This is a genomic window from Nostoc sp. NMS9 (assembly GCF_017114995.1).
Taxonomy (GTDB): Bacteria; Cyanobacteriota; Cyanobacteriia; order Cyanobacteriales; family Nostocaceae; genus Nostoc.
This window is the reverse complement of the sequence record NZ_JABXKL010000008.1, coordinates 1-19,425: the sequence shown is the minus strand read 5'-3', so window position 1 is coordinate 19,425 and position 19,425 is coordinate 1. Positions and strand designations below refer to the sequence as shown.

General features: G+C 42.6%; 14 protein-coding genes. 4 read left to right on the top strand and 10 right to left on the bottom strand.

The window, feature by feature from the left end:
• Positions 1 to 38: 38 nt before the first annotated feature.
• The 5 genes from HWQ40_RS03715 to HWQ40_RS03695 all read right to left on the bottom strand — a co-directional run bounded on the left by HWQ40_RS03715 (position 39) and on the right by HWQ40_RS03695 (position 6,362).
• The gene (locus HWQ40_RS03715; protein ID WP_292775034.1) at positions 39 to 1,469 is read right to left on the bottom strand and encodes a TolC family protein; all 1,431 of its coding nucleotides are present in this window, start codon (positions 1,467 to 1,469) and stop codon (positions 39 to 41) included.
• A 117-nt stretch (positions 1,470 to 1,586) separates the two neighbouring features.
• Complete coding sequence (locus tag HWQ40_RS03710) at positions 1,587 to 2,258, bottom strand: ABC transporter ATP-binding protein (protein WP_292775032.1); 672 nt, start codon at positions 2,256 to 2,258, stop codon at positions 1,587 to 1,589.
• A gap of 44 nt (positions 2,259 to 2,302) precedes the next feature.
• On the bottom strand, positions 2,303 to 3,574 hold the full coding sequence (locus HWQ40_RS03705; RefSeq protein ID WP_292775049.1) for an ABC transporter permease: 1,272 nt from the start codon (positions 3,572 to 3,574) through the stop codon (positions 2,303 to 2,305).
• Positions 3,575 to 4,144: 570 nt separating this feature from the next.
• The gene (locus tag HWQ40_RS03700; RefSeq protein ID WP_292775031.1) at positions 4,145 to 5,728 is read right to left on the bottom strand and encodes an efflux RND transporter periplasmic adaptor subunit; all 1,584 of its coding nucleotides are present in this window, start codon (positions 5,726 to 5,728) and stop codon (positions 4,145 to 4,147) included.
• A 100-nt stretch (positions 5,729 to 5,828) separates the two neighbouring features.
• On the bottom strand, positions 5,829 to 6,362 hold the full coding sequence (locus tag HWQ40_RS03695) for a hypothetical protein (protein WP_292775029.1): 534 nt from the start codon (positions 6,360 to 6,362) through the stop codon (positions 5,829 to 5,831).
• Positions 6,363 to 6,735: 373 nt separating this feature from the next.
• On the opposite strand from HWQ40_RS03695, the gene HWQ40_RS03690 reads away from it, so the two are divergent.
• Positions 6,736 to 7,629, top strand: a complete 894-nt coding sequence (locus HWQ40_RS03690) for a tetratricopeptide repeat protein (RefSeq protein ID WP_292775027.1) — start codon at positions 6,736 to 6,738, stop codon at positions 7,627 to 7,629.
• Between the two features lie 282 nt (positions 7,630 to 7,911).
• On the opposite strand, the gene HWQ40_RS03685 is transcribed toward HWQ40_RS03690, so the two are convergent.
• Positions 7,912 to 8,310: a response regulator gene (locus tag HWQ40_RS03685; RefSeq protein WP_292775026.1), complete on the bottom strand. Its 399-nt coding sequence runs from the start codon at positions 8,308 to 8,310 to the stop codon at positions 7,912 to 7,914.
• 284 nt (positions 8,311 to 8,594) lie between these two features.
• Between HWQ40_RS03685 and gyrA the strand changes: the two genes are divergently transcribed.
• Both gyrA and HWQ40_RS03675 read left to right on the top strand, forming a co-directional pair.
• The gene (gene gyrA, locus HWQ40_RS03680; protein ID WP_292775025.1) at positions 8,595 to 11,105 is read left to right on the top strand and encodes a DNA gyrase subunit A; all 2,511 of its coding nucleotides are present in this window, start codon (positions 8,595 to 8,597) and stop codon (positions 11,103 to 11,105) included.
• 18 nt (positions 11,106 to 11,123) lie between these two features.
• On the top strand, positions 11,124 to 11,579 hold the full coding sequence (locus HWQ40_RS03675) for a GNAT family N-acetyltransferase (protein WP_292775023.1): 456 nt from the start codon (positions 11,124 to 11,126) through the stop codon (positions 11,577 to 11,579).
• Positions 11,580 to 11,586: 7 nt separating this feature from the next.
• Here the strand turns inward: HWQ40_RS03675 and HWQ40_RS03670 are convergent, their stop codons facing one another.
• A complete protein-coding gene (locus HWQ40_RS03670; RefSeq protein WP_292775021.1) occupies positions 11,587 to 12,459 on the bottom strand; it encodes a class I SAM-dependent methyltransferase in 873 nt (290 codons plus the stop codon).
• 684 nt (positions 12,460 to 13,143) lie between these two features.
• On the opposite strand from HWQ40_RS03670, the gene HWQ40_RS03665 reads away from it, so the two are divergent.
• The gene (locus tag HWQ40_RS03665) at positions 13,144 to 13,329 is read left to right on the top strand and encodes a chlorophyll a/b-binding protein (protein WP_104904897.1); all 186 of its coding nucleotides are present in this window, start codon (positions 13,144 to 13,146) and stop codon (positions 13,327 to 13,329) included.
• A gap of 132 nt (positions 13,330 to 13,461) precedes the next feature.
• Here HWQ40_RS03665 and rpoD read toward each other — a convergent pair whose 3' ends face one another.
• From rpoD to gyrB, 3 genes are all read right to left on the bottom strand, one after another.
• A complete protein-coding gene (gene rpoD / locus HWQ40_RS03660; protein ID WP_292775020.1) occupies positions 13,462 to 14,631 on the bottom strand; it encodes an RNA polymerase sigma factor RpoD in 1,170 nt (389 codons plus the stop codon).
• A gap of 1,512 nt (positions 14,632 to 16,143) precedes the next feature.
• Complete coding sequence (locus HWQ40_RS03655; protein WP_292775019.1) at positions 16,144 to 16,767, bottom strand: fasciclin domain-containing protein; 624 nt, start codon at positions 16,765 to 16,767, stop codon at positions 16,144 to 16,146.
• Between the two features lie 302 nt (positions 16,768 to 17,069).
• A complete protein-coding gene (gene gyrB, locus HWQ40_RS03650; RefSeq protein ID WP_292775017.1) occupies positions 17,070 to 19,007 on the bottom strand; it encodes a DNA topoisomerase (ATP-hydrolyzing) subunit B in 1,938 nt (645 codons plus the stop codon).
• Positions 19,008 to 19,425: the final 418 nt, after the last annotated feature.

Here is a 19,425-nt window from a genome sequence, read left to right as displayed (position 1 = left end):
ATGCTGTACTAAGCAAACTTTTCTTTAATGATTTGACCTTAGCGCGAAGCCCTAGATGTTACCGATCTTTGCAAATTAGCTAGAGCGCGATTGTAATCCAAAATAGCTGCGACTCGATTACCTTCTGCTCTTGTCAGGTCATTTTCAGCATCAATCACCTCTGTTTGAGTGCCTACACCAGCTTGGAACCTCAACCTTGCTAAATTCAGAGCTTCCCTAGCTTGATTTAAAGCCACACTAGAAGTCTGCACATTATTTAAATTGGATTGCAATTGAGCATAGTACTGTTCTACATCAAAGCGAATTAGGTCACGCTGGTTAGCAAATTGAGTCTCTGCGATCGCAATATTAGCTTTCGACTGATCTGCACGCGCTCTTGCTGCTCCCCCATCAAACAAAGTTAGATTTCCTTGAAGTCCCACTGAATAGCCATCAGTAATGCTGACGCCATCATTATACCGATCTAGCAGATTGTAGTTTCCTGCCAAACTAATTTGCGGCCCTAGCTGTGAAAGTGCCTGTCGTCGCTGTTGCTCGGAAATATTACGTTGTCCCAAATACTGTTGCAAATCTGGACGATTTTGAAACGCTTGGACAATACTTTGTTCTACCGTCTGCGGCCAAAGACCCGCTAATTGTACAGGATCAGAGGCACTGATATCAACTGACTGCGACAAACTTAACAACGTGGCAAGCTGACGACGGGCAATTTGCTGCTGTGAGATCGCATTAGTCAGTACTTGTTGGGCGTTTGCTAAATTCACCTGAGCTTGCAGCACATCGAACCGCGTACCTACTCCAGCCTGTTCTCTGGCTTGAGTATCCCGCAAACTAGCCTGGGCATTTACCACAGCAGAACGATTAATTCTGACTTGTTCATCTGCTTGTTGCAAATTGTAGTATTGAGTGGTGGCATTCAACCTAATTGTCAAAGACTGACTTTCAACATTTAATTCATCTACCCGTAGCTGTTCCTCTGCGGCTCGGATACTCGCTTGTCGGTTCCCAGAAGTATAGAGATTATAATTCAGTTGTGCTGAACCATTAAAAGAGGTGCTGGCTTGAGATGAGGTGTTGGCTTGAGATGAATTGCTACTAAAACCATTACCACTATTAGTCACGCTACTGTTAATCCCAAGAGTAGGAAACAAGGCAGCTTGAGACTCGCGGAGCGCCGAGCGACTGCGTTCTAGCTGTAATATAGCTACCTGTAAGTCTCTATTATTGCGTTTTGCTAGTTCTAAAGCTTGGGCTAAACTGATTGGTACAGTTCCCTGAATCTTTACTTCCTCCGGTTTAGTGGGAAATTGGAGAGGGTTGGGATTGGGGTTGAGGCGATCGGGAACTTGTACAGAGCTTGAAGAATTCTGTGGTTTTAGTGGAGTTGCTGCACTTGCTGCATTTGGAAAAAGAATCGCGATTGCGACAGTAACCCAGGTAAAATGCACGAAGAATAAGCTGAAATTCATAATCTAGATATAGTAATTAATTAGGTTTTTTTGAGGATATAATCAAAAGTTTTCATTCTGATTGACCTACAGAGATTTAAATCTTAAATTCCTCCTCAAAAGGTTGATCTTAACAAATTAGCCGACAATCAAACCATCCTGAACTCGGATAATCCTTTGGGTTTGAGCAGCGATATCAGGTTCATGAGTGACAATCACAATCGTGATCCCTTGGTTATTAAGTTCAGTCAGCAAACTCATCACCTCATGGGAAGTTTCAGTATCTAAAGCTCCTGTTGGCTCATCAGCCAAAACTAATGCAGGTCGGTTGACCAAAGCACGAGCGATCGCTACTCTTTGCTGTTGTCCGCCAGAGAGTTGACTAGGACGGTTCGCGATGCGTCCCCCTAGTCCTACCTTTTCTAAGGCTTCTAATGCCCTTTCCCGGCGTTTTGGCTTGGGTAAGTTAGCGTAAACCATTGGCAACATCACGTTTTCCAACGCTGTTGCCCGCGCCAATAGGTTAAATTGCTGGAACACAAAACCTATCCTTTGGTTACGAATATAGGCTAATTCATCATCATCAAAAGTCGTCAGGTTTCTGCCTTCAAAAATATAGTCTCCAGTTGTGGGACGATCCAGACATCCCAAAATATTCATGAGCGTGGATTTACCTGAACCTGACGCACCCATAATTGAGACATATTCCCCTTCCTCAATAGAGAGTTCAATTCCCTTGAGTATGGGAACACTAACTTCTCCCAAGTGGTAAGTTTTAGTAATAGATTCCATCCAAATCATTGTTGGCATAAGAGTTAGGAGTTAGGAGTTAGGAGTTACGAATTACAAATTATTTAGTCACTTCTTAAAGCGTTAATTGGATCTAATTTGGCGGCGTTCCGTGCTGGAATCACGCCAGCGATTAAGCCAACGGTTAACGAGAGTACAAAGCCAGCAACGATTGACAACAAAGAAATTACAAAGGGAAATTTGAAAACGTTTGCAGCTACAAAAGCTAATAAAACGCCAGTCGCCATACCAATACCTCCGCCGACAATGGAAATCACGATCGCTTCCGCTAAAAATTGATTGAGAATGGCTGAATTAGTGGCTCCTACGGCTTTGCGAATCCCGATTTCTCGCGTCCGCTCAACCACAGAAACTAGCATAATGTTAGCAATACCAATGCCACCAACCACTAGAGAAATTCCAGCGATCGCTACCACCATGACTGTAAATAAACCCACAACACTAGTAAAGGTACTAACAATATCAGCTTGATTAGTCAGCCGAAAATCATCAGCTTGTGGCGGATAAATATTATGACGCAGCCGTAAGAGATTGGTAACTTGAAACTGAGCGGCTTCTAACTGCTCCTGATTAGCGCCTTTGACTAAAATTCCACTTACAGAAACGCCTACCAGAGCATTGTTCCCAACTAGTCTCTTCGACATACTAGTTAGAGGAATAAAAATCTGGTCATCTCGATCCATCGGCCCCTGAGAACCTTTAGGTTCCATTACCCCAATTACTTCATAAGCCTCTCCCTGAATCCGAATTTTCTCGCCGATCGGATTTACACCCTGTGCAAAGAGTGTTTTTTGAACTGTAGGGCCAAGAATGGCCAGCTGTGCGGCAGTATCTAGTTCTTCCTGAGTAAAATATCTCCCTTGTTGGGGGTGAGTATTTCTGACTTCTGGGTAGTTCAAATCTGTGCCATAAATGGTTGTTGAGGTGTTCTGTCCTGCATATACAACTTGGGCAGTCCGTTGGAGATAAGCAGAAACCATCTGTGCTGATGGCGCTTGTGTAGCGATCTCTTTAGCATCTTCCCAGGTCAAGGTACTGCTAGAACCTACTCCTTGACGGACATTCCCGCTTCTTGCCGCACCTGCCAAGATTTGGATCACATCTGTACCCAATGCTTGTATCTGTTGCTCAACTCCCTTTTGTACTCCCTGACCAACAGAAGTAATGGCAATAACTGAAGAAATCCCAATAATCACGCCCAACATAGTTAGACCTGTGCGTAATTTGTTACTCCACAGAGTCTCTGCCGCCATTGTCAAGATTTCCAGCAATGGTACTGTGCGGGTATTCTTCGCTTTGTAAAAGCCCTTAAATATCTTAAACATAAAGTTTTATTTGAAACTCAATACAATTCAGTTAAGCATTTCTTCCTTCTCTTCCTTTGCGTCCTACCCTTCGGGAAGCCACTTCGTGTCTATGCGTCCTTCTCTAACGAGACGCTGCGCGAACGCGGTTCGTTAAAAAAGTTGAGCCTTTTTACTCGACAGTTGAGCCTTTTTACTCGACAGTTGAGCCTTTTTACTCGGCAGTTGAGCCTTTTTACTCGACAGTTGAACCTTTTTACTCGACAGTTGAACCTTTTTACTCGACAGTTGAACCTTTTTACTCGACAGTTGAACCTTTTTACTCGACAGTTGAACCTTTTTACTCGACAGTTGAACCTTTTTACTCGACAGTTGAACCTTTTTACTCGGCAGTTGAACCTTTTTACTCGACAGTTGAGCCTTTTTACTCGGCAGTTGAGCCTTTTTACTCGGCAGTTGAGCCTTTTTACTCGGCAGTTGAACCTTTTTACTCGGCAGTTGAACCTTTTTACTCCCCTTTCTGTTTCATCCCCTTGCTCCCTTGCCTCTTTTTAACTAAACCGTATTGATTTAAAACTCACTTTAAGGGGAACCACCAGCAGAACCACCGCCTGAACGACCTCCACCGCCACCGGCTCCTCTTCCTCCGCCTCCACCACCACCTAAACCAGGGAAAACTCCTCCTCTTGGTGTTGATTGTGGACGTGACCCTGGTGGGAAACTGAGCAACACCCTTTCATCTCCTGTTAATCCAGACTTAACTTCGGTAAAGTTATTCGCGGTGACGCCAGTCTCAATGCGAGTGAACACAGGTTTGTTATTTTTTCCTGGCACAAACACGCCTGTGGCATTTTCTTGGCGTACCACTGAGGCTGTTGGCACTACTAAAACATTTTGAACTTGACCGACTTGAAAATCTACTTCCGCATTCATCCCAGACCGCAGTAGTCTTTGAGAGTCTGAAAGTGATACTCTCACTTCAAAACTGGTGACGTTTTGCTCTACTATTGCTTGGGCAGCAATTTGGCTCACTTTACCTTCAAAGGTCTTTCCTGGGTAGGCATCTGCTTTAATCGAGACTTTTTGACCAAGGCTGATTTTGGAAATATTTGTTTCCGCTAAATTGGCGACAACTTCATTTGTAGAAGCTAGAGACAAGATTGAAGAAGAAGAAGAAGAAGCTACTTCACTACTGGCAGTTGTGGGTGTCACGAAAGCGCCTGGATCGGCATATTTCTTTGTCACTACACCATCAAAAGGTGCGCGAATAATCGTGTCATTGATTTCGGCTTGGATGTTTTGCAGCGAGCCACGAGCCGATGTTACCTGGGCGCGGGCTGCATTAATATCTTCTTGGCGCGTTCCGGCTTTCAGGAGTGCCAAAGCTTGCTGTCTTTGCTTCACTACAGATCGTGCTTGCTCAACGTCTTCTGGACGTGACCCGGCTTTTTGCAGAGCCAGTGCTTGCTGTGCTTCATTTACATTAGCTTGGGCGCTGTCACGATTGGAGCGGTTTTGGTTAAGAGTTTGAAGGGAAATACCGCCTGCATTGTAAAGTTGCTGATTGCGAACAAAATCATCTTCTGCTTGGCGAAGGGCGGCTTGAGCACTTTGCAAGCGTGCCTGTGCTTGGGCAATATCTTGAGAGCGATTGCCTGCTTGTACCTTTTGCAGATTCGCTTCGGCTTCGTCTAATACTCCTTGTGCTTGAGCAATATCTTGAGGGCGATTACCTGCGATCGCTTTTTGCAAATTCGCCTCGGCTTGTGCCAATTGTCCTTGAGCAGAGGTAAGTTGCCCCCGGAGGTTGGAATCATCCATGTAAGCAACAATCTGTCCTTGTTTGACGATATCTCCTTCTTTCGCCAGCAAGCTTTTCAAGATGCCGGAATTTTTTGGGCTGAGGTTGATTGACCGCTCAGGCTTCACCGTTCCGTTTGCTGAAACTGTGATTGTTAAACTCTGCCTTTCTACAGGTCTTGTCAGCACCCGACGACTGGCTTGTTGACGGGGAGCAACCGTTACTTGGTAATAAACGGCATAGCCAATTCCACCCAAAAGGCAAAGAGCAATTAGCCAAGAGAGCCAATTACGTCTGCCCTTTTTTTTCTTTACCTCTGGAACTAAAACTGATGAATCTACGGTATTTGGTGTATCAATTTTCATATCCATTTTGTCTATAAGGAACGGCTACCGAGCTATTTATTCACGGCTAAAACTATAGCCTGGTAGCCTAATACTGACAATGATTTTGAGTTTTTAGTGTTTAAAGGTTGATTTGCAGTACTAATCCACTAGGAAGTCTGAAGTAATCATCATGCACTCTCACTAATCTCCCAGCAGGAACAATTTCCTGATTGGGAAGAAGAATATCCCCGTTAGGAAGTCTGAAGTAACCTTGATCGCGCAGTCTGACTACGGATCTAGCAGGAATAATTTGCCCATTGGGATATCTGATATCACCATTACCAAGTCTGACTACTCTGCCATTAAATTGGTTGTCACGGTTCCAATTATCCCGATATCTGGGGTTTCTGACTTCTACAGGATATGTTCTGCTATCACGGTTCCAATTATCCCTGTCTCTAGAGTTTCTGACTTCTCTAGAATTGGATCTGCCGTCGCGGTTCCAATTATCTCTGGCTCTAGAATTGGATCTGCCGTCACGATCCCAATTTTGATCGCGATCGCCAACAACATAGACTTTCGTCTGGGCACTTGCAGGCGCAGTCAAGAGACTGGGAACAATAATCAGGGCAGCAGCAGCTAATACAATCGATATACGGTTTGGTTTCAACATGGAATTGACTCCTTATTTACATTAAAGTTCTATTCTGCTGAGACATGGATTAAGCAATCTTAGACAGTTGCTTTTTTTGATATCAAAGTGTTTAATCTTTACCTCATCGTATAAATTCATACATAACAATTATCGTTCAAAACATCCAAACTGATGTATGACCAAAGTCACTAGTAATTCCAGACTGATGTATGACCAAAGTCATCAGTTTTTCTAATGGGTATTGGGTATTGATTATTCTCCTTGTCTCCCTTGTTTCCCTCATCTCCCCACATCCCTTTCCCCAAGATTGGTAAGATTTTGCTACCGCCAACAGCGCAGATCGTTTAAGCTAGCTGAAAGATTCTTTGATTAGTGGCTTAAAGGCGGTAGTGTGCCTAAACATGTTCGTTTGATTTCTCTTTTAATGGTCTGTAGTTTATGGAGTATGCCAAAAGCCGCTAACGCGCAGGCATTAATACCCCATACACTGCAACTAGATGCGACAAAGTTAGAAAAGCAGGGGTTGAGCTTGGCACAAGAGGCGGCTCAACTAGCTCAGTTTCAACAGGTTGAATTAGCTTTGCCACGAGCGCGGCTGGCAAGTCAACTGGCTCCTGGGAATGATAAAGTGTGGTTGCTGTTAGGTGGATTGCAGTTGCAATCCAAAGAGTTTGATGGGGCGATCGCTAGTCTGAAAAAAGCACAATCTATCAACCCTAAAAATGGTGATATTCTGTTTGCTTTGGGTTCAGCTAATTTTCAGCAGAAAAATTACCAGGCTGCTGTTGTCAATTATCAAGATGGTTTGAAATTAAAACCCAACGATCCAGAGGGGTTATTTGATTTGGGTAATGCTTACTATTTGCTGGGTAAATTGCCAGATGCGATCGCACAGTACGATAAAGCCGTCTCCCAAGATAAAAAATTCTGGCCCGCGCTCAACAATATTGGCTTAATCAACTACGAACAGGGTAATATCCCCGAAGCGATTAAGCGATGGCAATCTGCTGTAACCCTTGAGAAACAAGCGGCAGAACCTTTATTGGCCTTAGCCGTGGCACTGTATACTAAAGGCGATCGCCAACAAGGACTAACCTTGGGAGAAACTGCACTCCGTATCGATTCGCGCTATGCTAACTTGAATTTCCTCAAAGAAAATCTCTGGGGCGATCGTCTACTGTCTGATACGAAAAAATTCCTAGAATTACCTCGTATTCAAACAGCCATACAGCAACGAGAAAACTCATCATCAGCGCCTACGCCTAGAAAACAGCCTACTCAATAGGAGTCTAAGTTAGGAGTTAGGAGTTAAGAGTTAGGAGTTAAGAGTTAGGAGTTAAGAGTTAGGAGTTAAAAGTTAGGAGTTAAAAGTTAGGAGTTAAAAGTTAGGAGTTAAAAGTTAAATATTTCAACTCCTCACTCCTCACTCATAACTCCTAACTCTCCTATTGCCACTTGCCTAATAGTACCTTTTCGTAGTACATCTATACTAGATAAATACAGGAACTAGTTACCCAAAAACATTGGCGGGCAAGTATTCCTGAAATTAAGTCGTTAATTCTCAATGTTAGTCTGTGGGTAGAAGTGCGATGATTTGGTCAACGAACTGTTGATGGTCAACAACTGGCTTAGAAATGTAGCCATCAGCACCGCTTTGTTTGAGAAAGTTCTCGCGATCGCCTTCCATAGCATGTGCTGTCACTAGAATCACAGGTAAGTTTGCTGTTTTTGGATCAGATTTTAACATTTGTGTAATCTTGATTCCATCAACAGACTTGCCTTGGTAAACACTTCTGGAGAGAGAAACATCCATCAAAATCAGGTCGGCTGCTCCTGATTGGGCAATTTTAATGACTTCTTCGACATTTTCAGTGTGTTTCACACCCAAGCCACCACGCTTGGACAAAATTTTGGAAAAAACACGAGCATTAATTAGATCGTCTTCGACAATTAAAACAGTTTTCATGAGAATTTTAGTTATAGAGGTGAGGAGATTCAAGAATTCCAGAATTCAAAATTAAGAAATGCAATCATGGTAAATATCATGGCTACTAAGTTTATGTAGATTATACTCGTGTGCATCCTTTTTAATAGTCAATGTGCATCTTCGTCATCAAGGATGATACTACTGCTTTTTCTTCTGTGACTATCAAAATTTTGTTATGAATCTCATTTCATCCGTTATGCTGTGGTTGCCGCAGTGTTGAGTTGCATTGGCTTTTGTGTAGTTAAATTTCAGGGAAAAAACTCATGGCAAAACAGTTAAACCTTCTCTCAACGGGACAGGTAATTCCAACAGCCCTGCACACCGAGATGCAACGGTCTTATCTAGAATATGCCATGAGCGTGATTGTCGGGCGAGCGCTACCAGACGTGCGTGATGGCTTAAAACCAGTGCATCGGCGCATTTTGTATGCAATGCACGAACTCGGTTTAGTACCAGATAGACCTTATCGAAAATGTGCCCGTGTAGTGGGTGATGTGTTGGGTAAATACCATCCCCACGGCGACCAATCAGTTTACGATGCTTTAGTCAGGCTGGTGCAGGATTTTTCTAGCCGCTATCCCTTGCTGGCAGGACACGGTAACTTTGGCAGCGTCGATAATGACCCGCCAGCAGCGATGCGTTACACAGAAACGCGCCTCGCACCCATCAGCCATGAAGGAATGCTGACAGAAATTGGTGAAGAAACTGTGGAATTTGTCGGGAACTTTGATAATTCCCAGCAAGAACCAACGGTGTTACCTGCTCAGTTGCCGTTTCTGTTACTTAATGGTTGTTCTGGTATTGCCGTGGGAATGGCAACGAATGTTCCACCTCACAACTTGGGGGAAGTTGTCGATGGGTTAATTGCCTTAATTGACAACCCAGATTTGCCAGATGAAAAATTATTTGAGCTAATTCCAGGTCCAGATTTTCCCACTGGTGGAGAAATAATTGGTGAAGCGGGAATTCGGGAAGCATATACGACTGGTAAAGGTGGAATTCTGCTGCGGGGAGTCGCAACTCTAGAGGAAATTCCAGCCAGTAGGGGAAGCAAGCGCCGGACGGCAATTATCATTACAGAATTGCCTTATCAAGTGAATAAAGCTGCCTGGATTGAGAAGGTAGCGGACTTAGTAAATCAAGGACGCTTGCAAGGAATTTCCGATCTTCGGGATGAGAGCGATCGCGAAGGGATGCGGGTGGTAATTGAACTCAAACGCGATACCAATCCCCAAGAAGTTCTTCAGAATTTATATCACCAAACTGCTTTACAAATGACTTTTGGGGCGATTCTCCTGGCAATAGTGGATGGACAACCCCGCCAGTTAAGTTTGCGTCAATTGTTGCAGGAGTTTTTGCGATTCCGAGAAGAGACGCTGAACCGTCGCTACAATTACGAGTTGGCTAAGGCCCAAAGTCGTGTGCATTTGGTAGAAGGTTTGCTGAAAGCGCTGTCTAATTTGGATGAGGTAATTCAAATTTTGCGCCAAGCTCCCGATGGGAGTACGGCAAAAATTAATCTTTGTAGCCAACTGGATTTGAGTGAGGTACAAGGAGATGCAATTCTAGCTATGCCGTTGCGTCGCCTCACTAGTTTAGAACAGCAAAATTTGCAGCAGGAATTTGAGCAGTTAAGCGAACAAATTAGATTGTTGGAGCTGTTACTAAACGATCGCCGCGAATTATTGAAGGCGCTGAAAAAAGATTTGCGATCGCTCAAGCGCAAGTACAACGATCCCCGGCGAACAAAAATCGGAGAGGAGCAGAAGTCTAAGACAGAGGAGCAGAAGGGCAGAGGGGCAGAGGGGCAGGGGAGCACAGGGGCAGAGGAGGAGGAACTTAAATCTTCGGAACCAGTAGAGGAAGCGATTTTAGAATTTACCCAACGGGGTTATGTCCGCCGCACCCAGCCATCTGGGAGAAAGTCAAAAGCTGAAAATGGTCTGCACGATAATGACTTCATTATCCAAACTGTGTTGACCGACACAGGGAAAGACTTGCTAATACTAACTGGTGGCGGCAAAGTGTATCCGGTGAATGTGGGAGAAATTCCCCCAACTACTGGGCGTTCTCCACGGGGAAAACCTTTAATTACTATGCTCAGTAGTACTGCTCAAGGCGCTCAAGAAGCTGTAGTTAGCCGCTTTTTGCTGCCGGAAAATCTCGAAACTAGGCAGATGATTCTTCTAACAAAACAGGGAAGAATTAAGCGTCTGTCTCTGGGAGAATTTGCTAACCTGACTCGGCGCGGCATCACAATTTTGAAACTAAAAGACGATGATGAATTGTCATTTACCCAGTTCACCGCCCCAGGGGAACATCTGATTTTAGCTAGTTCCGGTGGGCGAATATTGCGCTTTGCAGTTAATGATGAACAATTGCCGGTCATGGGACGCACAGCGATGGGTTTACAAGCATTTCGACTATTGAAAAATCAGCAAATGGTTGGCTGTGTCACTGTCGGTAAAGATGACCAACTGCTGCTAGTTACTCAAGAAGGATATGCCAAGCGGATGGCTGCAAGTCAGTTAAGAGCGGCTAATCGTGGCGATTTAGGCACGCAAGCACTGAAATTTGCTAGCAAAACTGACAACTTAGCTGGTATGGTTATGGCGATCGCATCTGGTGAGGTAGCCTTAGTGACGAATAAGGAACGGGTAGTGCGAATACCTGTGGAAACAGTGCCGATTTTAGGTAGAGATGTCAAAGGTGAAAGCATCCTCCAACTCAACCGCGATGAAAAAATTATCACTGTTGCCGAAGTGCGATCATAAATCAGGGTGATTTTCAACTTGCGACAAGCCAACTTGCAGGACTTAGAGGCGCTAATCCAACTGCGTCTCGAACTCCTGCGGGAGGCTGGCGAGATTAAAGATAATTCTGACATCGCAAATTTAGCAGAAGCGACTCGAAAATATCTTGGCGAAAAAATGCCGCCGGGTGAGTTTTTAGCTTGGGTAGCTGAAGTGGATAGTCAAATTGTTGCCACTAGCGGCTTAGTATTTTTTCAACGACCCCCTTACAACGGCAATCTATCAGGCTTAGAAGCCTACATTATGAACGTTTATACAATTCCGATATGGCGAGGACAGGGAATTGCTACAGCATTATTAAAGGAAATTATCAGCTTTGTGAGAGCAACTAAGGCAAAACGCCTCTGGCTTCACGCCACTGAGGATGGTAAAAGTCTCTATAAAAAGCTTGGTTTTGTCTCGACTTCAAAAGAAATGGAAATTTTTTGGCACTAAGGAAAAATCAAGCAGCATCTAGAGTAAGCGCAAAGACAGATTGAGCAGCAAGCATTCTCCTTACCACTTCTGGCTCAATACCCAAAATTTTTAAGCAGCTTAACTCGTCTATTACGTTCAACATACTATGTTCTGTCACACGAAAACCTTGTTCATAAACGAACTGCCGTGCTTGATCGAGTGTACCAAAATTATTATTTACTAAAGACCTGCCTGTAAGGTTAGTACCTGTTTGTAATAGCTTTTCTAAACCTGAGTCATCTTGTTGCGATCGCACTAAACTACCTGTGTCAATAAAATCAGGAGTAATCCAAACACCACCATAAGAGTGAAGCATATCGCGGATATTGGCACATACAAGTTGTTTTTCTACCAAAGTCAGATGTGTCAGCAATCCTTCACACAAAATCATCACTGGCTGTCCAGCTTTAAGTACAGAAGTACTCTTCCAAAATTCATTAGGACGGCTAATAGCATCAATTTCTATAAAATGCAGGTTAGGACGTTCTCCCACTAATTGCTGAATTAGTTGCTGTTTGCAACCAATCATCTGAGGCAAGTCACTTTCAATAAAGGTTATATTCGGATTACTAGACATCAAAAGCCCACGCGGTAACAAACCAGATGCTAGTTCTAGAACTTGTGTGATTTGATATTGAGCTATGACTTGGTTGATGGCTTTATAACGAGCTTCCACACGTGCGGTAAGCAAAACACTTTTGTCTTGATTTTGTGGTTGAGATAGCTTTACCAACCCTTGCATCTCTATTAATTGTGCCAACTCTTTAGCATAAGGAATATCTGTGAACTGTCTAGCTAGACTAACCATGAAGGCAGTAAGGATAATTTTGTCAAACTCATTAGTTTGCTGCTTGTTCATAAATTTTTTTGATCTACTATCAAACAGTTTAAATATCAATTTATTAAATGAAAATTGCCTAAACTTATAAATTAGTTTTATTTGCAATAACTCTAACTTAACTATCTGGATGACAAAGCTAAATTAATAATTTTAGTGAGTGCATAGATATAAAGCAGTCTTAATCACTTAACTCTTCACCCACAAGACTGGTAAACAAGGTATTTTAAACCTTGAGCCGTAAGTATTTTCTACTCTGGATTTCTGAATTAATGCTAAAAAATAGCAATTAAATCATAATTAATACACATCTATCTGTAATTTAAATTCTTGTTTTTCAAGAAGTGTAGGCATAAAAAACTACTTAGATGATAAGATAGTTGCAAAATAATCCTAATAAACTAAGGCACTCTTCCAAAAGTCTTGAGTAGTTCAAGACTTGCGCACAAGCAACAAAAAATTGAACCGCATTCGCGTTAGCGTCTCCCCTTGGGAGAAGGACACGGAGGAATAAGAGTTTAAGAAGTTTTTTGTGTAAGTCCTATAGTTGTATCCAAAGATAGATGTTTTAGCTTGTATTAATTCCTACCTTTAATGTCAAGTGATGGAAACAAAAGTATAAAAAATGTTGCCCTTCTCAAAATATTTGTTATATTAGTTAACATAAGGCAATAAACCTTAATAATTAAGTTTGGAGTCCCAACCATGACAAATGCAAGCACAACAAAAGTTACTACTCCCGTAATTGAAGATCGCAACGCTTGGCGTTGGGGCTTTACCCCACAAGCAGAAATTTGGAACGGTCGCTTGGCAATGATTGGCTTTTTAGCAGCCGTTTTGGTTGAGCTTTTTTCTGGTCAAGGCTTCCTACATTTTTGGGGCATCCTATAAGTTGTAATATCCAAGATGACCTATAAATAAAAAAACCTGGAGTGCTAATTCACTACCAGGTTTTTTATTTTTTTGTCATTAGTCAGTTGTCATTTGTTTATTCACTAATGACCAATGACTATTGACTAATTACTACCGAATATACTCTTTGAGAACGCTGTTACGATTTGGGTGGCGTAACTTGCGGAGTGCCTTCGCCTCAATTTGACGAATGCGTTCGCGGGTGACGTTGAAAATCTGTCCGATTTCCTCAAGGGTTTTCATCCGACCATCATCCAAGCCGTAACGCAGTCTGAGAACATCCCTTTCACGAGGGCTGAGACTGTCGAGGACTTTTTCAAGGTCTTCGCGCAGAAGATTTTTGGAAACTTGGTCTTCTGGTGTCTCACCATCGGATTCAATAAAATCGCCCAATCGAGAATCTTCTTCTTTACCAATTGGCGTTTCTAATGAGATAGGTAACTGGGCGGATTTAGCAATGAACCGCAACTTCTCAATGGTCATTTCCATGCGAGTAGCGATTTCTTCTTCAGTGGGTTTGCGACCCATTTCTTGAGATAGTAACTTGGTAGTTTTCTTAATCCGAGAAATGGTTTCGTAAAGGTGAACTGGAAGGCGAATTGTGCGGGATTGATCTGCTATCGCGCGGGTAATTGCTTGACGAATCCACCATGTAGCATAGGTGGAGAACTTATAACCTTTTTCGTGGTCAAACTTTTCAGCGGCACGAATCAAACCGAGACTGCCTTCCTGAATTAAGTCCTGGAACGACAAACCACGATTCATGTATTTCTTGGCAATTGAAACTACAAGACGGAGGTTAGATTGCACCATCTTGTCTTTCGCCCGACGACCAACATGAAGGCGATAACGAAAGGCTGGTAGTGGCAGTTGTACTGCTTCTGCCCATTCACTATCTCGAGGATCGCGATCTAATTGCTCTGAGAGTCTTTCGCGTACTCTCTCTAATTCCAGCAAATCGGCTATTTTCCGCGCCAATTCAATTTCTTCGTCTGCCCGCAACAGACGAATTCTACCAATTTCTTGCAAGTAAAGCCGAATTGAATCTTCAGTATAGTGCTTTTTCTTGCTTTGTGTCCGACGACGCGATTTAGCGGCTTTTCCAGACTTTGCGTCGTCCTCATCAGACTGAGGCTCTAAAAATTCCTCGTCACCTTCATCGATGATCAGCAAGTCCTCTTCATCGTCTATTAAGAGTTCTTCTAACTCGAGCTCAGGCTGATTCATTATTTCTAGGTCAGGCTGATATATGCTTTCGAGTACGTTGTTAGCCTGGTTCATGCCGCGTTCCTCATGCTCCTTGCAGAATCAATTACTCAAGATGTGTTTAGTGCTCTTTTAAACGAGCCAATTGCCAACCGAAAATAAGTTTTTTGGCAGATTTGCCAGAGATATTTTCGGATATTTTAGACCTCCGGTCGGAGGCTTTTTACTTTAGTTTAAGCGATTACTAAAAGTGACTTGCTCACTTTAGTAAATGTTATATGTGTTGCTATCACATATTGCTTTCAACTAACTGGTCAAAAAAAATACTCGCCTTTATCAAAAAAATTGCCACTCTATACAAATGAGTTCAGACTGTTGGCAGATTTTCGTATAAAGACTCTTCCGATTGTAGCCTGTTTCACAGAAATTGCACTCTTTTTGTGTATTAATCATGAATTCATTAAGCAACTTTTAGCTACTTTCACCAAAAAGACATTGAAAACGGGATTTATACCCTGAAATTTTTTCTCCACTTTTCGGAATTGCAGTGACGCTCTTATTACATTACGAAGTAAGTACGCTTGCTCCTGCTGAATCTCATGTATTTTACACAACATTAATTACTGAGAAAGAGTGCCTTTTTTGTTAACTCAGACTATTCGTCTTAACCTACCCATTTTTACATTTCCTTCATAAATTAAGCATCCCTTAGACTAAAACGGGTATTGTCCTTGGGTAAATACAACAACGGTGGTGCTTGCCTGAAAGCAGTTGACCTTCTGCGTACTAGCTACCTTAACTGAGGAGTTGAGGCAGTGGCAGAATCGACCCGATCGCAGATCAATTTAGGTTTACTAATTCGGTCTTATTCACACGTTAGCGCACTGTGGCGATTTCAGCCCTATGAAACTTGACAAACTTTTTTTATTGTATACAAGGATATTTTAATCAATTCAAAAACAATTTGTCCTGCGAACTTGCCAATATCGTCTTATCTTAGGCAAAAGTACATACGATACAATAGCGATCATCACGGCACTACATGAAGATATTAACAAGTTTTCAGACTTCTGGTGTGTACTTCCAACAGCTCTTACCTCGAACACAGAGAACCCAGCAGATTACCTGATGATTTGGTTACAAAGCTTTTTTGCGTAAAGCAATTGTAAATTTCAATACTTTTATTTCGGTAAGTTTCTGTCATCTTATGATGAGAAATCCTCAAAATACTTATTAATTGCTGTTTTATAGATGATATTCAGTTATTTCCTTAAAGCATAACAAATGTGTTTCTCGCTGGTGGTTCAAATTAATCAACAAGTCAGAGCAAAGAGTATTATCTGGACTAAATCTCCAATAAAGTTGGTAGTTATGTTAACAATCGAGCATTGATTGTTTCAACAATATTGACAATCAGTAAATTATATGGTTGTCTAAGCGAGTAACTTGAAATATTTGTATTTCTTGTAGTATAGACTTATCACTTGTGTGACAAGTCAACTTAAATTTTTAATTGATTGTTAGCGACTAATTCAAAATCACGGTGGCTTTCAAAGTTGAAAACTGGAGACTATGAACTTTGCGGAACTACGGTGGTGTTGGGGTGGTGTTTAGACTTGCAGGGAAATTAGGTGGCACAAGTACTTGGTCAACTACATGAACGATGCCGTTGCTAGCTGGGATATCTGGCTGAATCACCTTAGCGTTGTTGACTGTGATTGAGTTGCTGGCACGATCAACTGTAATTTTAACGGGACTACCCTCAACTGTTTTAACTTCTCCAGATGTCAATTGCTGGGAGGTAATTCCCCCAGGTATGACGTGGTAGGACAGAAGCTTGACTAATTGTTGTTTGTTTGCTGGTTGTAAGAGTTGGTCTAGAGTAGCTTTTGGTAGAGCAGAGAAAGCGGCGTCAGTAGGTGCAAATACTGTATAAGGACCTGGTGTAGCCAATTGTTCAGTTAATCCGGCAGCTTGCACTGCTTGGATGAGAGTTTTAAACTGTCCTTGACTAGCTGCTGACTTTGCCAATTCTGCTAAATTTTGGGTGGCAATAGTCGCAGTAGGAGTTGGCGTGACGAGCGGGACAGTTGTTGGAGGGACAGTTGTTGTAGGAGTTTCTGCAACAGGTTGAGTGCAGGCAGACAGAGCAACTAAGCTACCGATGCCAATAATATTGAACAATGCTTTTCTTACTATGCCTTTGCTCATTTCATAGCCTTGTGTAGAATCCAGTTAAATAAAGAATTATTAACAATAGTTAATGAATTTGTAGATATAGTCACTCATCTAACGACATAATTTGTAGTAGTAAAAATATTAATACAATAAATTTATAAATTACATAGTTTGCCATCAGCCAAAAGAGGTAGTTTTTACATAAATTTTGGATATAAAGTCTTTAGCAAAATCTGTTGCAGGAATGTCAAGCAATATTTCAAAGTTAAAGATCCCCGGTTTTTTTGATAAATCGGGGATCTTAATTTTTTAGGAATGATTTAGGACTGCTGAGATTAGATATCTAAATCGGTAAAGTTGAGTTTAGAACCATAGGTTTCGATAAATTCTCGTCTGGGTGCGACCCGATCGCCCATTAAAATTGTGAAGATGCGATCGGCTTCGGCGGCATCTTCAATTTCAACTTGCTTCATTTTACGAGTTTCTGGGTTCATGGTGGTGTCCCAGAGTTGTTGTGGCATCATTTCACCCAAACCTTTGAAGCGTTGGATGGTATAGTTGGCGTTAGCAGGAAATTTGGCGATCGCTTGATTTTTTTCGCGATCGCTATAGCAATATTCATGATTACGTCCCCGTTCGACTTTAAACAATGGGGGACAAGCAATATAAATAAAGCCTTGTTCAATGAGCGATCGCTGATATCGATAGAAGAATGTTAACAACAAAGTCCGAATGTGCGCTCCATCTACGTCAGCATCCGTCATAATGACTATGCGGTGATAACGCAGTTGGGTGGAATCGAATTCATCACCTTTAACACCTAAACCAAGTGCTGTAATTAACGATTGAACTTCGTTATTTTTATAGATTTTAGCGTCGTCGGTTTTTTCAATGTTAAGAATTTTACCACGTAGAGGCAAGATTGCTTGAGTACGGCGATCGCGTCCTTGTTTTGCACTCCCACCTGCTGAGTCCCCTTCCACAATAAATATCTCAGATTCGCTGGGGTCACGAGAACTACAATCGGCCAATTTACCAGGTAATGGCGAAGATTCTAGTACGGATTTGCGCCGAACTAATTCTCGCGCATGACGGGCTGCTTCTGCGGCTTTGAAAGCTTGGATAGCTTTATCTAAAATTGAGTCTGCTATAGCAGGATGAAATTCTAGATACTCAGTGAGGACTTCTCCCACTAAAGAATCGACAATTCCCCGAACTTCGGTGTTACCAAGTTTGGTTTTGGTTTGTCCTTCAAATTCTGGATCTGGAACTTTAACGGAAATTACCGCAGTTAAACCTTCGCGGACGTGTTCGCCACTGAGGTTAGGTTCATTTTCTTTAATTTTATTGCGCTTGCGAGCGATCGCATTTAATGTCCGGGTCAGAACCGCCTTCAACCCTTCTAAGTGCGTACCACCATCCACGGTGCGAATATTGTTAGCAAAACCTAGCACATTATCCGTATAAGCATCAGTACACCATTGCAATGAAACTTCCACTTGTACATTGTTCCGTTCTCCTTGCACATAGATAATTTCTTCATGCAGCGGTTGCTTCTCACGGTTCATGTACGCAATGTACTCTTTGATCCCACCCTTGTACTCGTAGGTTTCTACCTTGGGTGTATCGCTTTTTAGTAGTTCTAAACGGTGGTCAGTAAAAGTAATTTTGACACCTGCATTCAGATACGCCAATTCCCGTAGGCGACCTGATAAAGTGATGTAATCAAACTCAATGCTAGTAGTGAATATTTGGGTATCTGGCTTAAAAGTAACAGAAGTTCCAGTTCTAGCTTCTTTGTAAGGTTTGACTTGCAGATCGCTAACTGGGACACCGCGTTCATAGCGCTGGAGATGAACTTTTTTATCTCGCCAAACCGTAACTTCTACAACTTCAGATAGGGCATTAACAACAGAAATACCAACCCCGTGCAATCCTCCAGAAACTTTGTAACCACCGCCGCCAAACTTACCACCGGCGTGCAGTACCGTCATTACGGTTTCCAAAGCCGATTTCCCAGTGCGCGAGTGAGTATCGACGGGAATACCGCGACCATCATCTGTTACAGTCACGGAACCATCAGCGTTGATATCCACTTCTATATGAGTGCAATGACCCGCCAAAGCCTCATCGATTGAATTGTCCACCACCTCGTAAACTAAATGGTGGAGTCCTCGCGGCCCAGTGGTACCAATGTACATTCCTGGTCTTTTGCGGACGGCTTCCAGACCTTCCAGAACTTGAATCTGATCGGCACTGTAACTGCTCGTCATGTAAACTCTCCTGATGCGTGGGGTTGAAATCGCCGAAAGGCAAATAAAAGTAAAAACACTCCAAAATTGTAACACAAAAGCCTTGCTGGCGTCTGTAGGGCATTTTCAAGAGAAGTTTATACAGGGGTTGCAGTACTGTTGGAGAGGGGCGGAGGGGCGAAGGAGCGGAGGGGCTGAGGAGGATGAGGGAGACAAGGGGACAAGGAGATAAACAAAACTCCTAACTCAGCACGGGCTAAACGCCCCGCTACCGCTAACAGCACTCCTAACGCCCAATGCCCAATGACGGCAGTTGCTCCATGCCCAATGCCCCATAACTAATGACAAATGACTAATAGACCCGTCCTAAAACTTGCAAGCCAATATTTACAAGGCTTTGAGACCAATCCTTGCAAATTCTCTTTAAACGTAACAATTA

Excerpts from the sequence above, each read along its gene's own strand:
- HWQ40_RS03715 (WP_292775034.1), bottom strand. The coding sequence starts at position 1,469 with ATGAATTTCAGCTTATTCTTCGTGCATTTTACCTGGGTTACTGTCGCA.
- HWQ40_RS03710 (WP_292775032.1), bottom strand. The coding sequence starts at position 2,258 with ATGCCAACAATGATTTGGATGGAATCTATTACTAAAACTTACCACTTG.
- HWQ40_RS03700 (WP_292775031.1), bottom strand. The coding sequence starts at position 5,728 with ATGAAAATTGATACACCAAATACCGTAGATTCATCAGTTTTAGTTCCA.
- HWQ40_RS03695 (WP_292775029.1), bottom strand. The coding sequence starts at position 6,362 with ATGTTGAAACCAAACCGTATATCGATTGTATTAGCTGCTGCTGCCCTG.
- HWQ40_RS03685 (WP_292775026.1), bottom strand. The coding sequence starts at position 8,310 with ATGAAAACTGTTTTAATTGTCGAAGACGATCTAATTAATGCTCGTGTT.
- gyrA (WP_292775025.1), top strand. The coding sequence starts at position 8,595 with ATGGCAAAACAGTTAAACCTTCTCTCAACGGGACAGGTAATTCCAACA.
- HWQ40_RS03670 (WP_292775021.1), bottom strand. The coding sequence starts at position 12,459 with ATGAACAAGCAGCAAACTAATGAGTTTGACAAAATTATCCTTACTGCC.
- HWQ40_RS03665 (WP_104904897.1), top strand. The coding sequence starts at position 13,144 with ATGACAAATGCAAGCACAACAAAAGTTACTACTCCCGTAATTGAAGAT.
- rpoD (WP_292775020.1), bottom strand. The coding sequence starts at position 14,631 with ATGAACCAGGCTAACAACGTACTCGAAAGCATATATCAGCCTGACCTA.
- HWQ40_RS03655 (WP_292775019.1), bottom strand. The coding sequence starts at position 16,767 with ATGAGCAAAGGCATAGTAAGAAAAGCATTGTTCAATATTATTGGCATC.
- gyrB (WP_292775017.1), bottom strand. The coding sequence starts at position 19,007 with ATGACGAGCAGTTACAGTGCCGATCAGATTCAAGTTCTGGAAGGTCTG.